Here is a 19,486-nt window from a genome sequence, read left to right as displayed (position 1 = left end):
ATATTTAGAGGTGGACATCTTAGTGGAAACGCAACATAATCAATTAAATGAAAAAAGAAAAACACAATTAACTGTTTTACCTGATGAAAAAGTGTCATACAGTCAATCAGCCTTACTAGGTTTACAGCACGTCATGGCTATGGATGTCTATGTAGTTCCCTTTCTAATTGCGATGTTAATTGGGTTACAGTCAGGACAAGCAAGTGCATTAATTCAATCTACCTTTATCGCAGCAGGGATTGCTACAATTATCCAAACTCATTTTTGTATGAAGCTACCTATTGCACAAGGTCCATCCTACGTTCCTCTTGGGGCCATCGTTGGGATTTATGCAGCAAGTGGCAGCGGACAGCTTGGCTGGAACACTATCCTAGGAGCTAGCTTAATCGGTGCCATTTTCGTTATTATTTTAGGCTATACTGGGATTTTCAATAAAATCGTCAAAACCTTTATCCCTCCAATTGTTGGAGGAACGATTATCTTTGTTGTTGGTCTTTCTTTAATGCCTGTTGGTTTAAGTGATAATATCTTTAATGGTGCAGGTGCGTCGATTAACCAAAATATCAATTTAGCGCTTATCTCAGCTACAGTCTTAATCATATGTGTAATGCTAGGCTCAATTTTCAATAAAAAAGGACGAATCTTTCGTATCGCCTCAGTTATCATTGCTTTAATTGTGGGTTGTATTGCAGCCAATGTAATGGGTGTCTTAGATTTATCAGCCGTATCACAAGCTAAATGGTTTAGTATGCCACAAATTCCTTTTGCAGATTTCGGCTTCACGTTTAATTTTTCAGCCATTATAACAATGGTGATTATTTATATCGTCTTAATGGCAGAGACAACAGGTACTTGGTTTGCCGTGAGTAATGTTATCGATAAACCATTGACAGATAAACAAATTAATCGAGGAGTTATTGGGGAAGGAATTGGATGTTTCGTGGCTTCATTGCTTGGTTCAACTCCTGTTACTGGATACTCAACAAATGCAGGTGTTATTTCCATCACAGGTATAGCAAGTCGTCGAGTATTTATTGCTGCTGGTGCTTGGTTTATCTTATTTGGTTTCTCTGGTAAATTAGCTGCTCTAATTTCTGCAATTCCTTCAGCAGTAATTGGCGGTATCTTTGTAATCGTCTGTGGTATTATCGCAATTAGTGGTTTACAGGTAATGAAAAATGAAAGAATTGGTGAAAAGGAAATGTATGTAATTGCTGTTCCTGTCATTTTAACATTAGCATTAACGTTACTACCAGATGATTTCCTTTATTCTTTACCAACAACTGTACAATATCTACTGGGTTCACCGATTGCAATAGCAGCTATCGTAGCCATTTTATTAAATAAATTATTACCTACAGTGAAATAATAAACGAAGCACAATTCTTCTTGAAGAGTTGTGCTTTTTTTCTATAAAATTTTCAAAAATTTCTGTCTTCCTATCTATTATTTTGTTATACTAGAGCAAAAAAGTAGGGATTATATGATATATGATGTGATAATCATTGGGGCTGGCTCGATGGGTATGGCAACGGGCTATTATTTAGCAAAGGCAGGAAAAAATGTTCTGATGATTGATGCCCTTAATCCTCCACATGAAGAAGGCAGCCATCATGGAGAAACAAGAATTATTCGCTTTGCCTATGGTGAGGGGGCTAGTTATGTACCTTTTGTCAAAAGAGCAGGTGAATTATGGAGGGAATTAGAAGCTTTATCAAATGAATCCCTATTTCTACAAACAGGGGTTGTGAATGTAGGAGAGCCAAGTCATTCTTTTATTAAAAATGTAAAAGCTAGTGCCGAGCTTTATGACTTAGCACTAGAACAATATTCTGCCGATACAGCTATGAAAAAATGGCCAGGATTATTTGTCCCCGAAAACTTTGTTGCTTGCTTTGAGCCAACTGCTGGTGTTCTTCGTGTAGAGGCCTGCATTCATGCCTATAAAAAATTAGCAATGGAGGCAGGAGCAGCATTACATACGAATGAAAAAGTACAGTCTATTCAAGCGGGAAGCATTGTAAAGGTACAAACCGAAAATAATATTTACGAGTCGAAGCAGTTGATTGTCACTGCTGGTGCTTGGATCACGGAGCTATTACAAACAATGGGCATTCCTATCCCTGTTACACCTACTAGAAAAACCTTTGCTTGGTTTGAAGCAGATGAACAGCTCTATGGTGAAAATGTATTTCCAGCCTATTGTTTTGAATTGGAAGATTCCACATACTATGGATTTCCAAGTATTGATGGTGTTGGACTAAAGCTTGGTCGCCATGATGGTGGCGAGGCAATCAATCCAAATGATCCGCTTCGTCCGTTTGACGAACAGGATTCCATTGACTTACTTAACTTTATTCAGCAATTTATGCCACAGCACGGGGCGTTAAATTATGGAAAAACATGCAAGTATTCTATGACACCAGATGAAGACTTTATTATCGACTTTTTACCTGAGCATCAAAACATTATCGTAGCAGCGGGCTTTTCTGGGCATGGCTTTAAATTCAGCAGTGCAGTTGGTGAAGTACTCACAGAGTTAACACTAAATGGACAAAGCAAGCAGGATTTATCCCTTTTTAAGATAAATCGTTTTAATAAATAAACTTATTTATATATTCATACGAAATGCACTAGAGAGTAGCCTAAACTACTCTCTATAGTTGTTTACCAAAAGGCTAAAGAGCGTTTCTTCATTGACTCTCTGTATTGCTCTGTTGAAATTGGTAATGCTTTATTTGTTTGATAATCCATCACAACGCCATATCTTCGGATAACATCCATTTGATTAATTTCTCCATTATTATACATCTGCTCCACTAGAAGAGGATTTGTCTCTAGCCATCTATGACGATTTTGGCGAATATAGTCGCGTTCTTTTAATGTGGCAGCTATATCTACTTCAAACGCATCGATATCACGATCAATTTCATGGATCACAACACCATAATCAAGCTTCGCACGCTCAATTGAAACATATTCATCAATAACATCCTCTAATACAGCATTTATATCTCGTGCTAACGGGTCCCCTAAGCCCCCTCCACCAGCCGAAGGACGAGTAAAGGAGTCTCCTTTTTTCAGTTCGATATTGGAGAAAATTGTACCTAAAAATGTTTCATCCTTTTTACCTGGGTTTAAAATAGCTCCCTGTGCGATAGAGGGTAAGCCGCCCATAATTCCCCATGTAATAGAGCGTGAGCGATCACAGCAATAGGACATCACGGTTTGGTTAACATTTGTTAAAATGCCTCCCTTCTCGACACCACAACCACCACGGTACTTACCTGGGCCTGCAGAATCTATTATAATTTTGTGCTTTGTTGTAATAACTGGTGACAATCGCTCTTGTCCCTCACATGGCTGTACACTTAGCCCTACTCCAAACACTGGTGAGGTTGTATTAGCACCATCACGATCAATACGCCCCCCATGCCCGCCAGCCATCCAGTCATACCACATAAAATATTCACTACTATCCTGACGCTGATCATACCCACCTATTAATAAATACTCTAAATTAAATGAACATGCGATAGCGCGTTCAGGCATAATGTTTGACCATAATTCGAAGCAAGCATTCATAATTTTCTCAAACGCTCCAGAACAATAGCCAGAGACGGCAACTGGGCTAGGAGCGTTAACGACAGAGTTTTCAGGAAGATAAATTTTCACAACTCTATAGAATCCTGAATTTAGGGGGATATCCGGGAAGAATGTTTTAGTGCCTGCATAAGTACCAGAAAGGGCTGAGCCAAATCCCGCATTTAAAAAGCAGCTTATATAAGGATGAGAGTTACTTAAATCATACGCTATTTCACTCTCAGTAATGGTCATTTTTACATGGATTGGGATAAGGCCATCTCCTACTTGTGGATCCATGTCGATATAGTCCACTGTTTCCCATTGGCCTTTGGGTAAAGCTTTTATTTTCGCTTTCATTAATCGTTCAACATAATTTTGCACCTCTTCAAAGGCCACTAGTACTGTATCTATGCCGTACTTTTCAATCATTTCCTTGAGCTGCTTCTCCCCAACTTTTGCTGCTTCCACCTGAGAACGTAAATCTCCTATCCGCTCTTCTGGTATCCGCATATTCATGACAATGATTTTCACAACATCTGATAAATATTGACCTTTACTATATATGCGTACAGGTGGAATCCGCAATCCTTCTCCGTAATGCTCCTTTGCAGTAATATCAAAGGAACCTGGATTAGAGCCACCGACATCTGCCCAGTGTCCATTCGTTTGCATAAGGGCAATTAATTTTTCATCATGAAATACTGGTAAAATGACACGAACATCGCTAAAATGTGTGCCACCACGATAAGGATCATTCACTAGAAATACATCGCCAGGATGAATATCATCAGCGAAATCCTCTAAGACAGCTTTTGCGGTTAAATGTAATGTCCCGACATGTACTGAAATATCTTGGGTTCCCTGCATTACTGTATTTCCCTGTGCATCACATAATGCACAGCTGAAGTCTCGATTATAGATAACAAACGAATAGCATGTACGCAGCATTTGTTCAGCCATTTGATCAACTAAGTTTACAAAACCGTTTTTTAACACTTCAAATGTTACTGGGTCTAAATTTTGAACCCTATGAGGTGTCTCTAAATTCGTTGTACTCATCACTCAATTCCTCCCTATCGAATATTAGTTCACCGTAATAATGATATTTCTATATGCATCAACCTCTGCTGTAAAACCAGGTGGAATAACAGTCGTTGTGTCGAGTTGATCGATGATGGCTGGACCAGCAAATTGTGTGTAAACTGGTATTTTATCGCGATAGTATACGTTTGTTTCAAAATATTTACCCTCAAAAAAAACAGAGCGAGTTTCCTTGAATGCATCTTCTAAGGAGCCCTCAGGTACATATTGTGGAAAATCAGGCTTTGGTACTGTTCCAATCGCCGTAACACGTAGACCAAAAATTTCAACAGCTTGCTCCTTATCGGAAAATGCAAATTCTCGTTCATGCTCTTGATGAAAGGCTTCTAGTATAACATCTAGAGAAGTTATTTCATCTGCTACAAGTACAGCAAGAGATCGCCATTGCCCCTTATAACGGAGATCTATATAATTCGTCAAGGATGAGGTACTTTCTGCTATCCCTTCCTCTTCTAATAATGTTGCTGCTTCTTTACGTAATGCACCAAATTGCTTTGTCAGCTCTTCTGCAGTTACCTCCTCAAGTTTCTTCACATACGTTTTAGAAATATCATGTCGAACATCTACAAGTAGGCAGCCCATTGCAGCAGCTACACCTGGATGAGTAGGAATAATAACTTTCGGAATGTTTAAATCCTTTGCCAAATAGGCACCATGTAATGGCCCTGCACCACCAAAAGCAACAAGTGCAAAATCTCGTGGATCATAGCCTCTACGAACAGATATTAATCTTACAGCATCGCTCATATTGGCATTTGCAACTTCTATAATTGCGCTTGCTGCTTCCTCTATCGTTTGATTGAAAGCGCTTGCTATTTTTTTCACAGCTTCTCTTGCCGCTTCTTTGTTTAATTGCATCGTACCATCCAATAAATCCACGCCAAGACGCCCTAATACTAAATTTGCATCTGAGTTCGTTGGTTCTGTTCCCCCTCGTCCATAGCAGGCTGGACCTGGAGCTGCACCTGCACTTTGAGGTCCATTACGTAAAGAGCCCCCCTCATCCTTCCATGCAAGGCTACCACCCCCTGCTCCTATTGTTAGTATTTCAATACTTGGAAAACCAATTGGATAACCATATTCTATTGACCATTCCTTTGTAATGCGAATATCACCCTTATACATAAGTGAAATATCTGTACTTGTACCACCCATATCTAAGCCGATTGCATTGTCAAATCCACACAGCTTTGCGATATGCTTACTGGCAATGGCACCAGCTGCTATCCCTGAGCTTGCTAGCCTAGCCGCATAACGTGGAACCGTACTTGAAGTCATGACACCACCACCAGAATGTAACACCAAAATTTCTTCCTCATAGCCCTTTTTCTGCATTTCATTGCTTAACTTACTGATGTATTTACTCATAATTGGTCCGAGAACTGCGTTGATAATCGTAGTGCTCATCCGCTCATGCTCGAAAATTTCAGGAAGTACCTCGCTTGAAATACAAACATAGACATCCGGTAGTTCCTCTTTTAAAATTTTTTTGACTTTCAGCTCATTCTCTCCGTTGACGTAGGCATTGAGGAAGCAAACAGCAATAGACTGTGTACCTCTACGCTTTAATTTCTTGGCTAAAATCCGAACCTCCTCTTCATCAATAGCTTGAATAATGTTCCCTTCATAATCTATGCGTTCTCCTACTTCAAACCGATCTCTCCGCTGAATATAGGGCCTAGCAGTGTCCTTGTACGTATCCCAAATATCTTCCTTCGTCCCACGGCGTATTTCGATAACATCCCTAAAACCCTTTGTCGTTATCAGGGCTGTTTTCGGAAGCTTTCGTTCAATTAAGGCATTCGTTCCAACGGTTGTACCATGAGAAAAAATTTTAATATTCTTCCCATCTAACCCTGCTTTTTCAACACCATGTAAAATTCCTTGCTCTGGATTTGAAGGTGTTGAAGATGTTTTTGTTACAAAAACGTCTCCCGTCTCTTCATTAAAAACAAATACATCCGTAAACGTTCCACCAACATCAATTGCTAAACGACTTTGTGCCATAGTTATACCTTCTTTCGTTTACTTGGTTTGATGAAATACACAAAAATTCTTCATAATAAATCCTCTTTGATGAAGATAATGCCTCAAGTGAATGCCGCTAGATTTCCTCAAAAAATAGCAATCACTATGAGAAAAATCCTAGATCATTACACTGAGGCATATAGAATGTGTTTTTGTTTGGCTGCCATGCTATTAAATTTCAAGATGAGTTAGGTTTTTATTCAACTTTTGTACCAATTGTAATTGTTTTGAAGGTTGTAAAAAATTCCTTCGCCGCCTGCCCCTGCTCACGGGCACCGGTACTTGAGTTTTTCATTCCTCCAAATGGCGCTTGGGGCTCGGCTCCTCCTGTTTCATCGTTCACCTGTACAAGTCCCACTTCACTGCGATTAATAAAATCAAAAGCTTTTGGAATATTAGTAGTATAGATCGAAGCACTTAATCCAAAATCGGAATCATTCGATAAGCGAATCGCCTCTTCATAATCCTTAACCTTTATAACAGCTAGTACGGGGCCAAATATTTCTTCACGGGCAATCGCCATATCATGTGTTACATTTGTAAAAATGGTTGGATCGATGTAATACCCCTCTTTCATACCTTGAGTTGGACCACCACCAAATATAAGCTCAGCTCCATCTAGTTGTGCTTTTTCAATAGCAGCTAAAATAGATTCATATTGCCCCTTTGAGGATACAGGACCCATTGTTACGCCAACCTCTATTTTTTTAGCCTCTTCTATTAACTGCTGGAGCACTTCTTCATAAATCGCTTCCTCAATATACACTCGACTAGTCGCTGTACAACGCTGTCCTGTTTGCTTCATAGCACCTTCTATCGTTAGTTTTGCAGCTTGTTTGATATTCGCATCCGCTAAAATGATGGCTGCATTTTTGCCTCCAAGCTCCAGTTGAATTTTTTTATTCGTTGATCCAGCAGTATCTAAAATACTTTGCCCGACATTATTTGAACCAGTAAATGTAATCGCCTTTACTTCAGGTGCCTCCAATAAAACCTGCCCAACCTTTGAGCCACGACCTTGGACTACATGTAACACGTTTTCTGGTAAACCTGCCCGTTGAAATAATTCTCCTATTAATTTTCCGGTTAAAGCTGCTTCAATAGATGGCTTCCAAACAACTGTATTGCCATATACTAATGCCGGAGCAATCTTCCACAGTGGAATGGCAACAGGAAAATTCCAAGGAGTGATCGCCGCAACTACACCGAGTGGCACACGCATTGTGTATAATATCTTTGATTCATTGGCAGAAGGTAACACCTCACCTACAGCACGCATCCCTTCTTGGGCAAAATAACGCAAAATGGAAGCCCCTCGTTTCACTTCTCCGAGCATTTCACTTTTCGTTTTGCCCATTTCACATGAAGCTATTTCAGCTACTTGATCTATATTTTTTTCAAGCAGATCCGCTGTTAGTCGTAAAACCTCTCCACGTGCTATAGACGATGTATTTTTCCAGCCTTCAAATGCATTATGAGCAGCAGTAACAACTGCTTTCGTTTCATTTAGTGTTAAAAGTTCTACAGTGCCAATACATTGGGTTGGTCTCGCTGGATTAAATTGTTCTCGTACCTCTCTAACAACTGTTGTCATATTACTCCTCCTTTATAAAGTTATTGAATTTATATTTCAACGATAGTTTTACGTATATATTCAAACGTTTCGTCTAATATACGTAGCATTTCGTCCAATTCTACTTTTGATAGAATAAGAGGCGGAGCAAAAACAACTGTATCTTGATCATACGTAACCGTTCGAAGAATTAACCCTCGCTTCATCGTTTCCTGTACAAAAATTGGGCTAAGAGGAGACTCAAACAATTCACCTGTCTCACGGCTTTTGACTAATTCAATTGCCCCAAGCAATCCAAGTGTGCGCACACGTCCAATAAAGCTATACTTTTCCTGCAGCGCTTGGAATCCCTTTAACATTGCATCACCCAGGACCGCTGCATTTTCAACGAGATTTTCACGCTCAACGATTTCAATATTTTTCAAGCCAACTTGACAAGCAAGTGCATGACCGCTGTATGTGTACCCATGCATTAATGTACCCTTGGAAAGCTCACAAAAATCCTGATGAAGTTTTTCTGATATCACCACGCCTCCAAGTTGGGCATAGCCACTCGAAACGCCTTTTGCGAAGCTCATCATATCTGGTACTACACCATAATGCTCCATCCCAAAAAATTTACCTGTACGTCCAAATCCTGTAATGACTTCATCCGCAATCAATAAAATACCGTACTCATCACAAATTTTTCGCACTTCTCTAAAGTAGTCCTTTTGTGGAATATTTACTCCACCTGCTCCTTGCACAGGCTCAGAAATAAATGCAGCCACATTCTCAGGACCTAACGCTTCAATCGTTTCACGTAAATTACGTACCGATTCGCTATAGACATAGTGGAAATCTGGAGCATGTGAATTTGTAAAATCACGAAATGCTTGTAAGCCTGTTGCATTTGTAGCGCCCATTGCTACACCGTGGTAGGAGTGTGTACGTGAAATAATTTTTTGGCGCTTTGGCTGTCCTTTTAATAACCAGTAATGACGTGCTAGTTTAATGGCTGTATCATTCGCCTCTGAGCCGCCTGAAGTGAAAAATACTGTGTTTAAATCTCCCGGAGCTAAAGAAGCAATTTTCGCTGCTAAACGAATAGCCGGTTCATTGCTAAATGTTGCAAAGCAGGAGCTAAATGCTAATGTGGACATTTGCTCTTTCGCGACATCTGCAATTTCTTGACGGCCATGCCCAATATTTACATTCCATAAAGAAGACATCCCATCAATATAGACATTTCCTTCAATATCTTTTAAATAAATGCCAGTTCCTTCTGTAAAAATAACTGCTGGTCCTTGTGTTTGCTGTTGCTCAATTGACGATGTTGGATGTAAAAAATGCTTTTGATCTAATGTTTTTAGCTCTTCCTTTAATTGAATTGCCATCAATACCAACCTCTTTTCGTTTAAAATTTCATACACTTTTTTAATAGCAACTCTCATGCCAACTGTTTATAAAAATTTGCTTTCAGCACAAAAAATAAAAAAAGACATTCTCTTATTCGAAAATGCCTCTTTTCATCTCTTATTTAATGATTAACTTTAATGATGCGGTTCATCATTTTTGTTGCATTACGTTACTAAACACCGTTGCGTTATCACCATTTACTATGCAAAAAAGAAAATTTGATGTAAAAATACATCACTACTCCTTATAAGAAATATGCCTTGTTAATTGGAATTTTTGAATTTTACGTACTAATGTTGACTGATCACAGCCAAGTGATTTGGCTGCCTGCCTAATACTTGGATATTTAGACAATGCCTGCTTAATAATTTGCTTTTCAAAAGCAGCTACTTGCTCCTTTAATGTGCCACTAAACATGGTTGTAACAGCTGATTCCTGTAACTTAGGTAGTTGCTCCGCATTTTCGATATCACGAATATTCGTTGTATTACAATCTAATTCTTGTTGTACTGTATATACTGTTATTTCTGGTTGTGTAGCTAATAAGCAAATTCGTTCCACCATATTTTTAAGCTGACGTATATTTCCTGGCCAATCATAGGACACTAATATTTTCATGGCCGATGACTCAATTGTTCGATGAATCCCGTATTTCTCTCCAATGACAGCTAAAAAATGATGGACTAGTGGAATAATATCCTGACGACGTTGTCTTAATGGTGGAATTTCAATGGGGATAATATTTAAACGATAATATAAATCCTCACGGAAACTACCTTGTCTCACCATTTCTGCCAAATTGCGATTCGTTGCTGCAATGATGCGGACATCAATAGAAATAGGCCTCCCACTACCAATACGTTGAACCTCTGACTCTTGGAGCACACGTAATAATTTTGCCTGTAGTAGCAAAGGCATCTCTCCAATTTCATCTAAAAATACTGTACCACCTGACGCAATTTCAAATAACCCAGCCTTCCCACCTCTAGACGCTCCTGTAAATGCTCCTCCCTCATAGCCAAAAAGCTCGGTTTCTAATAGATTTTCAGGTATTGCACTACAGTTAATCGTTAATATTTGCTTATGGCTACGTCTACTATTTGCATGAATTAGCTTTGTAATTTCTTCTTTACCAACGCCCGATTCACCACCAATTAATACAGTAGAATCTACCTCCGCAATCCTCATCACGCGATTTACAACATCCATCATTGCAGGAGATACAGCGATTAAACTACTTGTTGTCGCCTCTTTATTATGTAATGCTTGTAGCTTATTTTTAAAATTTTCGTTTTGAACCTCTAATTTTTTCACTTCTGTCTCTAGTAATTTTAACTGGGTCATATCACGTGTAATGGCTACTACGTATTGCAACTCACCCTTTTCATCAAATATTGGCTTGCCCGTCACTAAAAAGCATTTTCCATTAATGAACGTTTGCAGTATGGTTACTTTTTCTTTCGATTCGATGACTTTCATGGATATAGAATCACTCATTAATCCTTCAGCTATAGCGTCTTTTGCATATCTTCCCATTAAATTAATACCGACAATTTCGATATCAATATCATTTTGAAATAATATTTTCCCATCGCTATCACATATGGTAATGCCATCTGATATGGAATTTAATACTTTGTTTGATAAAGGATTCATAAAATCAAAATGGCTAAACTGCGTTAATGGTCTAATATTAAATAAGCTACCCTGTGAAGTCTCTAATACATGAATAAAATAGCCTTCTACCTCATATGTTTCTGTCCCTTTACTATACTTTTTTATCATTTTTTCAAGCAGCTCTATTTGGATATCACTTTTTACAATTACTTCCTCATTTTTGACAAGAAAAAAATGTTCATCTTTATGAAGTTCTGTTATCGACATATAGACCACTTCCTCTCAAACTAGAAAATCAATTTCGCCTTGGCGTAATTGTAGCTGCCGCTACGCTTTCGCGCAAAAAATATCTGCCGCTTTGCTTTCGCTACAGATAAACAATTCATTTCTTTGAAAATTCGTGACATCCGCCAGAGGCTTTAGGCCGACACGATGTTGGTCACTCAGGCGTTTTCACAGGATGTGAAGATCTTAGCCGGAGTTCCTCTATTTCAGTAGGTGTTTGGACACCCACTGTAAAAAACCAAAACCACATTCATCTCACCATCTGTAGAGGTGGGGGTTCTGCTGAGTGAAGATAAAATAACTTCATACAAAAAATTCGCTCTCTTTCTACGAGTAATTTGCAAGCCTAAAGGTGCTTATGACCTTTGCTTTGTTACTTGGCTTGCTATCTCGCAGAATGGTCGCGAATTTTTTATATGCTAATATCAATTATGCCTCGGCATAATTGCGTCCGGAAACGGCTTTGTGATTACACAAAGAACCCCTTTCCGTGACATCCACCAGAGGCTTTGGGCCAACAGATGTTTTTTGTGCGAAAGCGAAGTGCTAACGCAGCGGCAGCAACATGATGTTTCGGTGCGAAAGCAAAGTGCTAACGCAGCGGCAGCAACATGATGTTTCTGTGCGAAAGCGAGTGCTAACGCAGCGGCAGCAACATGATGTTTCTGTGCGAAAGCGAGCGCTAACGCAGCGGCAGCAACATGATGTTTCTGTGCGAAAGCGAGTGCTAACGCAGCGGCAGCAACATGATGTCGGTCACTCAGACGTGTGTTGTTGCTGTTGTTGTTGTTGTTGCTGTCGCTTCGCTTTCGCACAGATAAAACCGTGTTGCTGTCGCTTCGCTTTCGCACAGATAAATTGCCACAGGAAGTGGGGGTTCTTAGACTGAGTTCCTCTATTTCAGCGGGAGTTTGGATACCCTCTGAAAAGTAGCTTAAATTCGCATTCATCTCACCATTTATAGAGGTGGGAGACTTCTGTACCTGCCGCTGCCGCTACGCTTACGCGCATAAAACATCTGCCGCTACGCTTTCGGTACTAAAGATATTTGCTGAAAGAAGTTAAATCACTACGATTAGAAACATCACCATATTATTCTACTCTGAGGCTAGCTTTTCCTCTATTTTTTCTTCTGGTCTTGTCGACAGCTTTCGCATAATCATAAACAGTACAACTGAGAGTATTAAAACTAATGTACTTAAATAAAACTGAGAGCGTAATGATTCTATGAGCGCTTGACATAAATAAACAACGGTTAAAATTCCAATTGTGACATAAGAAAGATATGGGAATAACCACATTCTAATCGATAATGGCTCATTTGAAACCTTGTCATAATAACGTCGGAAACGAATTTGGGAAATAGCAATAAAAATATAAACCGCAATCATCAATCCACCAACACAATTACCTAAAAAATAGAAGATAACTTCAGGTGAAATGAAATATAGCATCGCACAGATATACGCCACCACTGTGCTTCCGATAATGGCAGGTACCGGTGCTCCTCGCCGATTTTTAATTTGCGAAAATACTTTCGGCGCATCACCCTGACGTGACATTTCAAGTAACATACGTGAGCTTGTATACAGTGCAGAATTTAAAACTGAGATTAATGAAATAAAAATGACGATTTGTATAATTTGAGCAGCAATAGGAAGCCCTGCTAGCGTTAAAATATTTGCATATGGTGCTGCCAACATTTTTGTATCATTCCAAGGTAAAATTAAAACCATAATAGCTACTGAGCCTACGAAAAATAGCCCTAATCGAAACACAACATTGCGAATGGCACGAACAATATTTTTCGCTGGATTTTCAGACTCTGCTGCTGCAATAGCCGCTACCTCTGCACCGCAAATAGAGAAAATGACAAAAACAATGGCAGTAAAAATTGGGACAATACCATTTGGTGCGAATCCACCGAATTCTGTTAAGATTCCTAATCCCTTTGCCTCATAATTTGGCCAAATGCCTAGGATCATAGCTAGACCAACTACTAAAAATACGAGAATGGCTGAAACTTTAACGAAGGAAAGCCAATATTCGAATTCTCCAAATGATTTTACAGAGTAAATATTGATGATGGTCATTAACAATGTGATGCCGATACTTCCAACCCAAATTGGTATAAACGGGAACCAATTATGCAGCATTCCCCCAATAAGTGCCGCTTCTAGCCCCACAATAAATACCCAACTTGCCCAATATAGCCAGCCCACAGTAAAGCCTGCCCATGGACCAATATACTTCCCTGCATATGAAGCAAATGAACCTAACTCTGCAGAACCATTAGCCTTTTCCCCAAGCACAATTTCTCCTGCCGCCATTTCTCCAACCATTTGCATGATTAAAACGATCAGTAAGCATGCAATTGCATATGAAACGACTGCCGCTGGACCAGTGCTTAAAATGTTTTTCCCTGTACCAACGAATAGCCCTGTACCAATTACCCCTCCAATGGAAATCATTGTAATATGCCGTGTTTTCAGTGATTTTTGCAAAGCTCCCATTAAAGCACCCCTTTAGTGTTTTATGTAGACATTTACTAGCCCCTTTCCTCTAATTCAATGTCTACTGTTTAATGAGCAAATTGGATGCCAACTCTATTCAATTAATCAATTATGCCTCGGCATAATTGCGTCCGGAATCGGCTTTGTGCTTAGGCCTGCGTGAGGGCCGACACGATGTCGGTCATTTCGGTAAAGCCACAGGACGTGGCGTTTTTTACCGATGCAGGTCAGTTAGCCGTTATCGCATGAATGCGATGATTTTGGCTAACATCCTTTATTAACTCCTTTTCGATTCCGTGACATCCGCCAGAGGCTTTGGGCCAACAAATGTTTTTTGTACGAAAGCGTAGTGCTAACGTAGCGGCAGCAACATGATGTTTTTTGTGCGAAAGCGTAGTGTTAACGTAGCGGCAGCAACATGATGTTGGTCACTCAGTCGTTACCAAAGGACGTGGCATTCTTAGACTGAGTTCCTCTATTTCAACAGGTGTTTGGACGCCCTCTGAATAGTAGCTTAAATTCTCATTCATCTCCCCCCACCTATAGAGTCAGGAGACTTCTGTATTTGCCGCTGCCTCTATACTTTCGATACAAAAAAACATTTGCTGAAAGAGGTTAAAAATTTCAAATAATTATCTACCCATATCTTTTATTGTTGTCATTTAAAATGGTTGGTTCATATATGCGATTTCGAATTTTTGATGCAAATGTACATCATTGGTACTTCATTTACATCATCTATCCATATGCTCGATTGAATGAGCTCATAATGTTCATTTCTTCTCTGTACTTCGCTACTGTTCGTCTAGAAATTTGAATACCTTCGCCACTTAATATTTTGGTAATTAGCTGATCCGTTAAAGGTTTTTGTTTATCTTCACCTTCAATCAACTGTTTAAGTCGCTTTTTAATATACATAATCGAATCCATTTTTCCAGAACTATTCATCACACCCTTTGTAAATAACGTTTGTAAAGCATATACGCCGTGGGTGGTTTTTATATATTTTCCACGAACAGCACGACTAATCGTTGACACATGTAACCCTAATATGTCCGCAACATCTTTTAAACGCAAGGGCTTTATAGCCTCAATTCCTTGATGGAAAAAATCCTCTTGTAATTTCACTAGTAATCTAGTTATTTCGTAAAGTGTTTTATCACGTTGCTCAATTCCTTGTATTAATAACAGAGCATCTTTCATTGTGTCTTGGAAATATGTTTTACAGTTTGGATCATTCTTTAATATTTCTACATAATGTTGATCAATTGTAATGGCTGGTACATATCCACGATTCAATTTAATCAACCATTCCTCATCGAATTTTTCAACTTCAATTTCGGGAATGATATATGGAATCGCTTCCAATTTATCTCCTAATAGCACTGGTCGTAAATTTTTTATATAGTCCACAGTATTTTTTACTTCGTGTATGGGTGTTTTGTATTTTTTACTTAATTGTTTGATGGCCTGTGCAGCTACTAACTCTAAATCATCTTGGATAAATTGGTAGGTCAAATTGGGTGCAAGTTCATCTCTATCTACCTGAATAAGTAAATATTCTTTTGTATTCCGTGCCCCTACTCCTACTGGTTCAAATGTTTGAAGTAAGTCCAATAATGCCTCTACATGCAAAATACTTGTTTTAAATTTATCGGCGACCAATTCAACATCCACATCTAAAAATAAACGATCGTCTAAGGATTGAATTAAAAACGTCAAGATTTTTAAATCCATTGAAGAAAGATTTTTATGCAAAGGCACCTGTTCCAATAAAAATCGTTCATAGCTTTCTTTTGCAGCTAGCCCCATCTCAACGAAATTAAACGAATTACGTTTTGGCTCATAATAGCGCGAGGAAAAACTCTTAACGGAATAGCTTGCTAATTGGGAAATTTCCTCATATTGTCTTTTTACCGCTGCGTCAGTAACAACTAATAGAGGATTTTCATTGGCTTTGTCATAAATAAACTGTTCTAACTCATTTGTAGAGTATTGCAGTATTTCTAAATGCTGTACAAGCTGCGCTGATAAAACTTGCATAACCTTTTGTGAAGTTTTTATAGCTATTTGCACGCCCTTACCTCCTTAACAAAATTTTCTACATAGTAACACGTTTATTCTGCATTTTACCATTTTTTAATTAAAAATATTATTTTCTCTTCATTACTTATTCCTCTGCGAAGAAATTTTTAATAATTCAAAAAAATAGATTGACTCCATTCATAGGAAGTCATAAAATACACATATAAAATAATAGTTACCACATTGCGGTAAAATAGGAGGAATGATGAAATGCTTCATTTACCAACGGTGCAATTTACAGAAGAACAGGAACAATTTCGTGTAGAGGTTAGAGCTTTTCTACAGGATGAATTAGCAAAAGGAACCTTCACACCGAAATGTGATTCTTGGTTAAGTGGGGACGATCCTGAGTTTTCTAGATTGATTGGTCAACAAGGTTGGATTGGCTTAACTTGGCCAAAAAAATACGGTGGTCAAGAGCGAAGTACTATTGATCGGTATATTTTAACAGAAGAATTTTTAGCCGTTGGCGCCCCTGTTGCAGCACATTGGTTTGCCGACCGCCAGACAGGTCCTCTTCTTTTACGTTATGGGTCAGAAGAACAGCGTGAATTTTTCTTACCACAGATTGTGAAAGGCGAATGCTACTTTGGCATAGGGTTAAGTGAACCTAATAGTGGCTCTGACCTAGCTTCAGTCACTACACGTGCTGAAAAAGTAGAAGGTGGCTGGATTGTAAATGGGCAAAAAATATGGACGAGTAACGCTCACCTTTGTCATTATATGGTCACTTTAGTACGAACAAGTCCGTTTGATGGGAAAAATAAGCATGCTGGCCTAAGTCAGCTCATCATCGATTTACAAGCACAAGGTGTAACCATTGTTCCCATAAAATATTTAACTGGTGAGCACCATTACAATGAGGTGTTCTTTGATAATGTTTTTGTACCAGACAATATGGTAGTTGGGGAAATCGGTAATGGCTGGGCTCAAGGATTAGCAGAACTTGCCTTTGAGCGTAGTGGCCCAGAGCGAATATTGAGCACATTCCCATTAATTGATGAGCTTATTCAAGAGCTAAAGCGCCAAAATAATTCACAAGGATTAACGCAAGCATCCAAAATTGTTGCTCGTCTTTGGAGTCTAAGAAATCTATCAATTGGTGTGGCTCAGCTTTTAGAATCTGGTAATAGTGAAGACGTCTCTATTCCAGCAGCACTTGTGAAAGCACTTGGGACGAAATTTGAGCAAAGTATTCCTGAAATCACACGTCTAATCATACAGACTTATCCTTCACTTGATGCCGATCGTAAAATTGATCGCTTTATGGCCCAGTCTATTTTACATGCACCCGGCTTTACCATTAGAGGTGGAACTTCAGAGGTATTGTATGGCGTTGTAGCGAAAGGAGTTGTAGCACAATGAGTGAGATGAAAGACATGATTACGGAAGTTGTTGAGCGTATGTTAAAGGAAAATGTCGATAAGGATTTAGTCGATACTGTAGAACAAGGTGATTGGGCACCTGCTTTATGGGAATTATTTGAGGAAAATGGTATGACGGTTGTAGCCGTTACCGAAGAAAATGGCGGTGCAGGGGGCGATATTGAAGATTTATTGAATATTGTTCGATTAACTGGAAAATACGCTGCTCCGATCCCATTTATTGAAACAACCTTTGCGAACTATTTACTGGAGTATTTAAACTTACAGATACTAGAAGGTTTAGCAACATATAGGTTATCTACGAACCAAGTCTTTACGTTAGAGAACGGGACATTAACAGGTGAGGCTCATCATATACCTTGGGCACGTCACGTGAAGCACCTAGTAACACTTGCTTATAGTTCAGAGGGTACACATCTAGTAGAAATAGATTTAAGTCAGGCTGACATTAAACAAGGCACAAATTTAGCAGGCGAACCGCGTGATACTGTGACATTCCAACATGCACTAGTTTCACAAACGTCTTCTGTGTTATCTCCTGACGAAATACACAAATTAACAACACTCTGTACTGCCTTTCAATTAGCCCTGATGACTGGTGCTATTGATAAAATAAATGACTTAACAATTCAATTTACGAAGGAGCGTGAGCAATTCGGTCGACCGATTCATCGGTTCCAGCTTGTTCAGCAGCATATTGTTCACTTAGCAGGTGAAACGGCTCTTGCTTTAGCGGCATTTAATAATGTAACCGAAGCCCTTCTTACAAACAATGAAAATAGTGAGGTTGCATACGCCCGCATTCGTTTTGAAGAAATCATTCAAGCAGTGACAACCATCTCCCACCAAGTCCATGCAGCCATCGGTACAACCCACGAGCATAGTTTGCATCAATTTACACGTAGACTTTGGGCATGGCGCGACGAAGGAGTAAATTCCTCTTATTGGACTAATATTGTAGCATTACAGCTAATGGAAAATAGCGAGGATAGTCTTTGGGCGTATTTGACTACTTCTAATAGTAGTTCCCCATTACTCAAAGTAGAAGGATGAATTTTGCAGTAAGTACATTCAAACCAATAACCTAAAGGGAGTGTTTTTCAATGACTGATTTACTTTTTGAAGTGCGAGATCATATTGCAACCATTACTTTAAATAGACCAGAGGCGTACAATGCTTTCAGTGAAGAAATGATTACTGAGTGGATAAAAGCGCTTGAAATTGTTCGCGATTCTAACGATATTCGAGTTGTCATTGTGAAGGGTAATGGAAAGTCTTTTTGTGCGGGTGGCGATATTAAAGCAATGCAGGCTGGTGAGGGCTTTTTCCAAAGCGAAGAAGATATCTCTTCTACAGGTTTAGCACGAAAAAATTCACTTTGGAAAAAAATTCAGCGTATTCCCCTTCTCCTTGAAGAAATTGATAAACCTGTTATTGCACAGTTGCATGGCTTTGCAATGGGCGCTGGGCTTGATATGGCCTTAATGTGTGATATTCGGATTGCCGCTAAATCTACAAAGATTTCAGAAAGCTATATTAACGTTGCTATCGTGCCTGGTGATGGTGGAGCTTATTATTTACCAAAATTAATTGGTATTGATCAAGCATTAGATATGTTCTGGACTGCTCGTGTACTAACTGCAGATGAGGCAAAGGACAAAGGTGTTGTAACATTTGTTGTGGATGACCATGAGCTAGACGAATACACAATGAATTATGCTAGGGACTTAGCAAGACGTCCAACTACAACACTACAATTCATTAAGCGTGCTGTTTATCAAAGTCAACGCATGGATTTACGTACTGCTCTTGATTATATTTCATCACAAATGGCAATTGTCACAGAGTTGGATGATTTTAAAGAGGGTGTTAGCGCGGTTGTAGAAAAACGTAAGCCTGTTTATAAATGATGTGTG

General features: G+C 39.1%; 12 protein-coding genes. 5 read left to right on the top strand and 7 right to left on the bottom strand.

Features of this window, described 5'->3' with window-relative positions:
* Positions 1-22 precede the first annotated feature (22 nt).
* Both QNH24_RS07015 and solA read left to right on the top strand, forming a co-directional pair.
* Positions 23-1,369 (top strand): uracil-xanthine permease family protein, encoded by a 1,347-nt coding sequence (locus tag QNH24_RS07015; protein WP_283871364.1) that lies wholly within the window; start codon positions 23-25, stop codon positions 1,367-1,369.
* A gap of 114 nt (positions 1,370-1,483) precedes the next feature.
* On the top strand, positions 1,484-2,605 hold the full coding sequence (gene solA, locus QNH24_RS07010; RefSeq protein WP_283871363.1) for an N-methyl-L-tryptophan oxidase: 1,122 nt from the start codon (positions 1,484-1,486) through the stop codon (positions 2,603-2,605).
* Between the two features lie 62 nt (positions 2,606-2,667).
* On the opposite strand, the gene QNH24_RS07005 is transcribed toward solA, so the two are convergent.
* The 7 genes from QNH24_RS07005 to rpoN form a co-directional block, all read right to left on the bottom strand.
* Positions 2,668-4,644: a hydantoinase B/oxoprolinase family protein gene (locus QNH24_RS07005; protein ID WP_283871362.1), complete on the bottom strand. Its 1,977-nt coding sequence runs from the start codon at positions 4,642-4,644 to the stop codon at positions 2,668-2,670.
* A 24-nt stretch (positions 4,645-4,668) separates the two neighbouring features.
* Entirely contained in the window at positions 4,669-6,693 is a 2,025-nt protein-coding gene (locus QNH24_RS07000; RefSeq protein ID WP_283871361.1) for a hydantoinase/oxoprolinase family protein, read from the bottom strand.
* A 217-nt stretch (positions 6,694-6,910) separates the two neighbouring features.
* The gene (locus QNH24_RS06995) at positions 6,911-8,308 is read right to left on the bottom strand and encodes an aldehyde dehydrogenase family protein (RefSeq protein WP_283871360.1); all 1,398 of its coding nucleotides are present in this window, start codon (positions 8,306-8,308) and stop codon (positions 6,911-6,913) included.
* 29 nt (positions 8,309-8,337) lie between these two features.
* Positions 8,338-9,663, bottom strand: coding sequence for an aminotransferase family protein (locus QNH24_RS06990; RefSeq protein ID WP_283871359.1), 1,326 nt, complete (start codon positions 9,661-9,663; stop codon positions 8,338-8,340).
* Between the two features lie 259 nt (positions 9,664-9,922).
* Positions 9,923-11,569, bottom strand: a complete 1,647-nt coding sequence (locus QNH24_RS06985; protein ID WP_283871358.1) for a sigma-54 interaction domain-containing protein — start codon at positions 11,567-11,569, stop codon at positions 9,923-9,925.
* A gap of 1,115 nt (positions 11,570-12,684) precedes the next feature.
* A complete protein-coding gene (locus tag QNH24_RS06980; RefSeq protein WP_283871357.1) occupies positions 12,685-14,100 on the bottom strand; it encodes an amino acid permease in 1,416 nt (471 codons plus the stop codon).
* 738 nt (positions 14,101-14,838) lie between these two features.
* Positions 14,839-16,176, bottom strand: a complete 1,338-nt coding sequence (rpoN, locus tag QNH24_RS06975; RefSeq protein ID WP_283871356.1) for an RNA polymerase factor sigma-54 — start codon at positions 16,174-16,176, stop codon at positions 14,839-14,841.
* A gap of 219 nt (positions 16,177-16,395) precedes the next feature.
* On the opposite strand from rpoN, the gene QNH24_RS06970 reads away from it, so the two are divergent.
* The 3 genes from QNH24_RS06970 to QNH24_RS06960 are packed head-to-tail and all read left to right on the top strand — an operon-like array spanning position 16,396 to position 19,480.
* The gene (locus QNH24_RS06970; RefSeq protein WP_283871355.1) at positions 16,396-17,550 is read left to right on the top strand and encodes an acyl-CoA dehydrogenase family protein; all 1,155 of its coding nucleotides are present in this window, start codon (positions 16,396-16,398) and stop codon (positions 17,548-17,550) included.
* The gene (locus QNH24_RS06965) at positions 17,547-18,623 is read left to right on the top strand and encodes an acyl-CoA dehydrogenase family protein (RefSeq protein WP_283871354.1); all 1,077 of its coding nucleotides are present in this window, start codon (positions 17,547-17,549) and stop codon (positions 18,621-18,623) included. The genes QNH24_RS06970 and QNH24_RS06965 overlap by 4 nt, the downstream gene beginning before the upstream one ends.
* 50 nt (positions 18,624-18,673) lie before the next feature.
* The gene (locus QNH24_RS06960; protein ID WP_283871353.1) at positions 18,674-19,480 is read left to right on the top strand and encodes an enoyl-CoA hydratase/isomerase family protein; all 807 of its coding nucleotides are present in this window, start codon (positions 18,674-18,676) and stop codon (positions 19,478-19,480) included.
* The last annotated feature ends 6 nt before the right edge of the window (positions 19,481-19,486 follow it).

The organism is Lysinibacillus pakistanensis (genome assembly GCF_030123245.1).
Taxonomy (GTDB): Bacteria; Bacillota; Bacilli; order Bacillales_A; family Planococcaceae; genus Lysinibacillus; species Lysinibacillus pakistanensis.
Note: the sequence above shows the minus strand (reverse complement) of the source record. Positions and strands in the feature narration are given on the sequence as shown.

Bases quoted from the DNA above. Each gene is read 5' to 3' on its own strand.
- solA (WP_283871363.1), top strand. From the start codon at position 1,484: ATGATATATGATGTGATAATCATTGGGGCTGGCTCGATGGGTATGGCA.
- QNH24_RS06960 (WP_283871353.1), top strand. From the start codon at position 18,674: ATGACTGATTTACTTTTTGAAGTGCGAGATCATATTGCAACCATTACT.
- QNH24_RS06985 (WP_283871358.1), bottom strand. From the start codon at position 11,569: ATGTCGATAACAGAACTTCATAAAGATGAACATTTTTTTCTTGTCAAA.
- QNH24_RS06970 (WP_283871355.1), top strand. From the start codon at position 16,396: ATGCTTCATTTACCAACGGTGCAATTTACAGAAGAACAGGAACAATTT.
- QNH24_RS07000 (WP_283871361.1), bottom strand. From the start codon at position 6,693: ATGGCACAAAGTCGTTTAGCAATTGATGTTGGTGGAACGTTTACGGAT.
- QNH24_RS06990 (WP_283871359.1), bottom strand. From the start codon at position 9,663: ATGGCAATTCAATTAAAGGAAGAGCTAAAAACATTAGATCAAAAGCAT.
- QNH24_RS07005 (WP_283871362.1), bottom strand. From the start codon at position 4,644: ATGAGTACAACGAATTTAGAGACACCTCATAGGGTTCAAAATTTAGAC.
- QNH24_RS06980 (WP_283871357.1), bottom strand. From the start codon at position 14,100: ATGGGAGCTTTGCAAAAATCACTGAAAACACGGCATATTACAATGATT.
- QNH24_RS06995 (WP_283871360.1), bottom strand. From the start codon at position 8,308: ATGACAACAGTTGTTAGAGAGGTACGAGAACAATTTAATCCAGCGAGA.
- QNH24_RS06965 (WP_283871354.1), top strand. From the start codon at position 17,547: ATGAGTGAGATGAAAGACATGATTACGGAAGTTGTTGAGCGTATGTTA.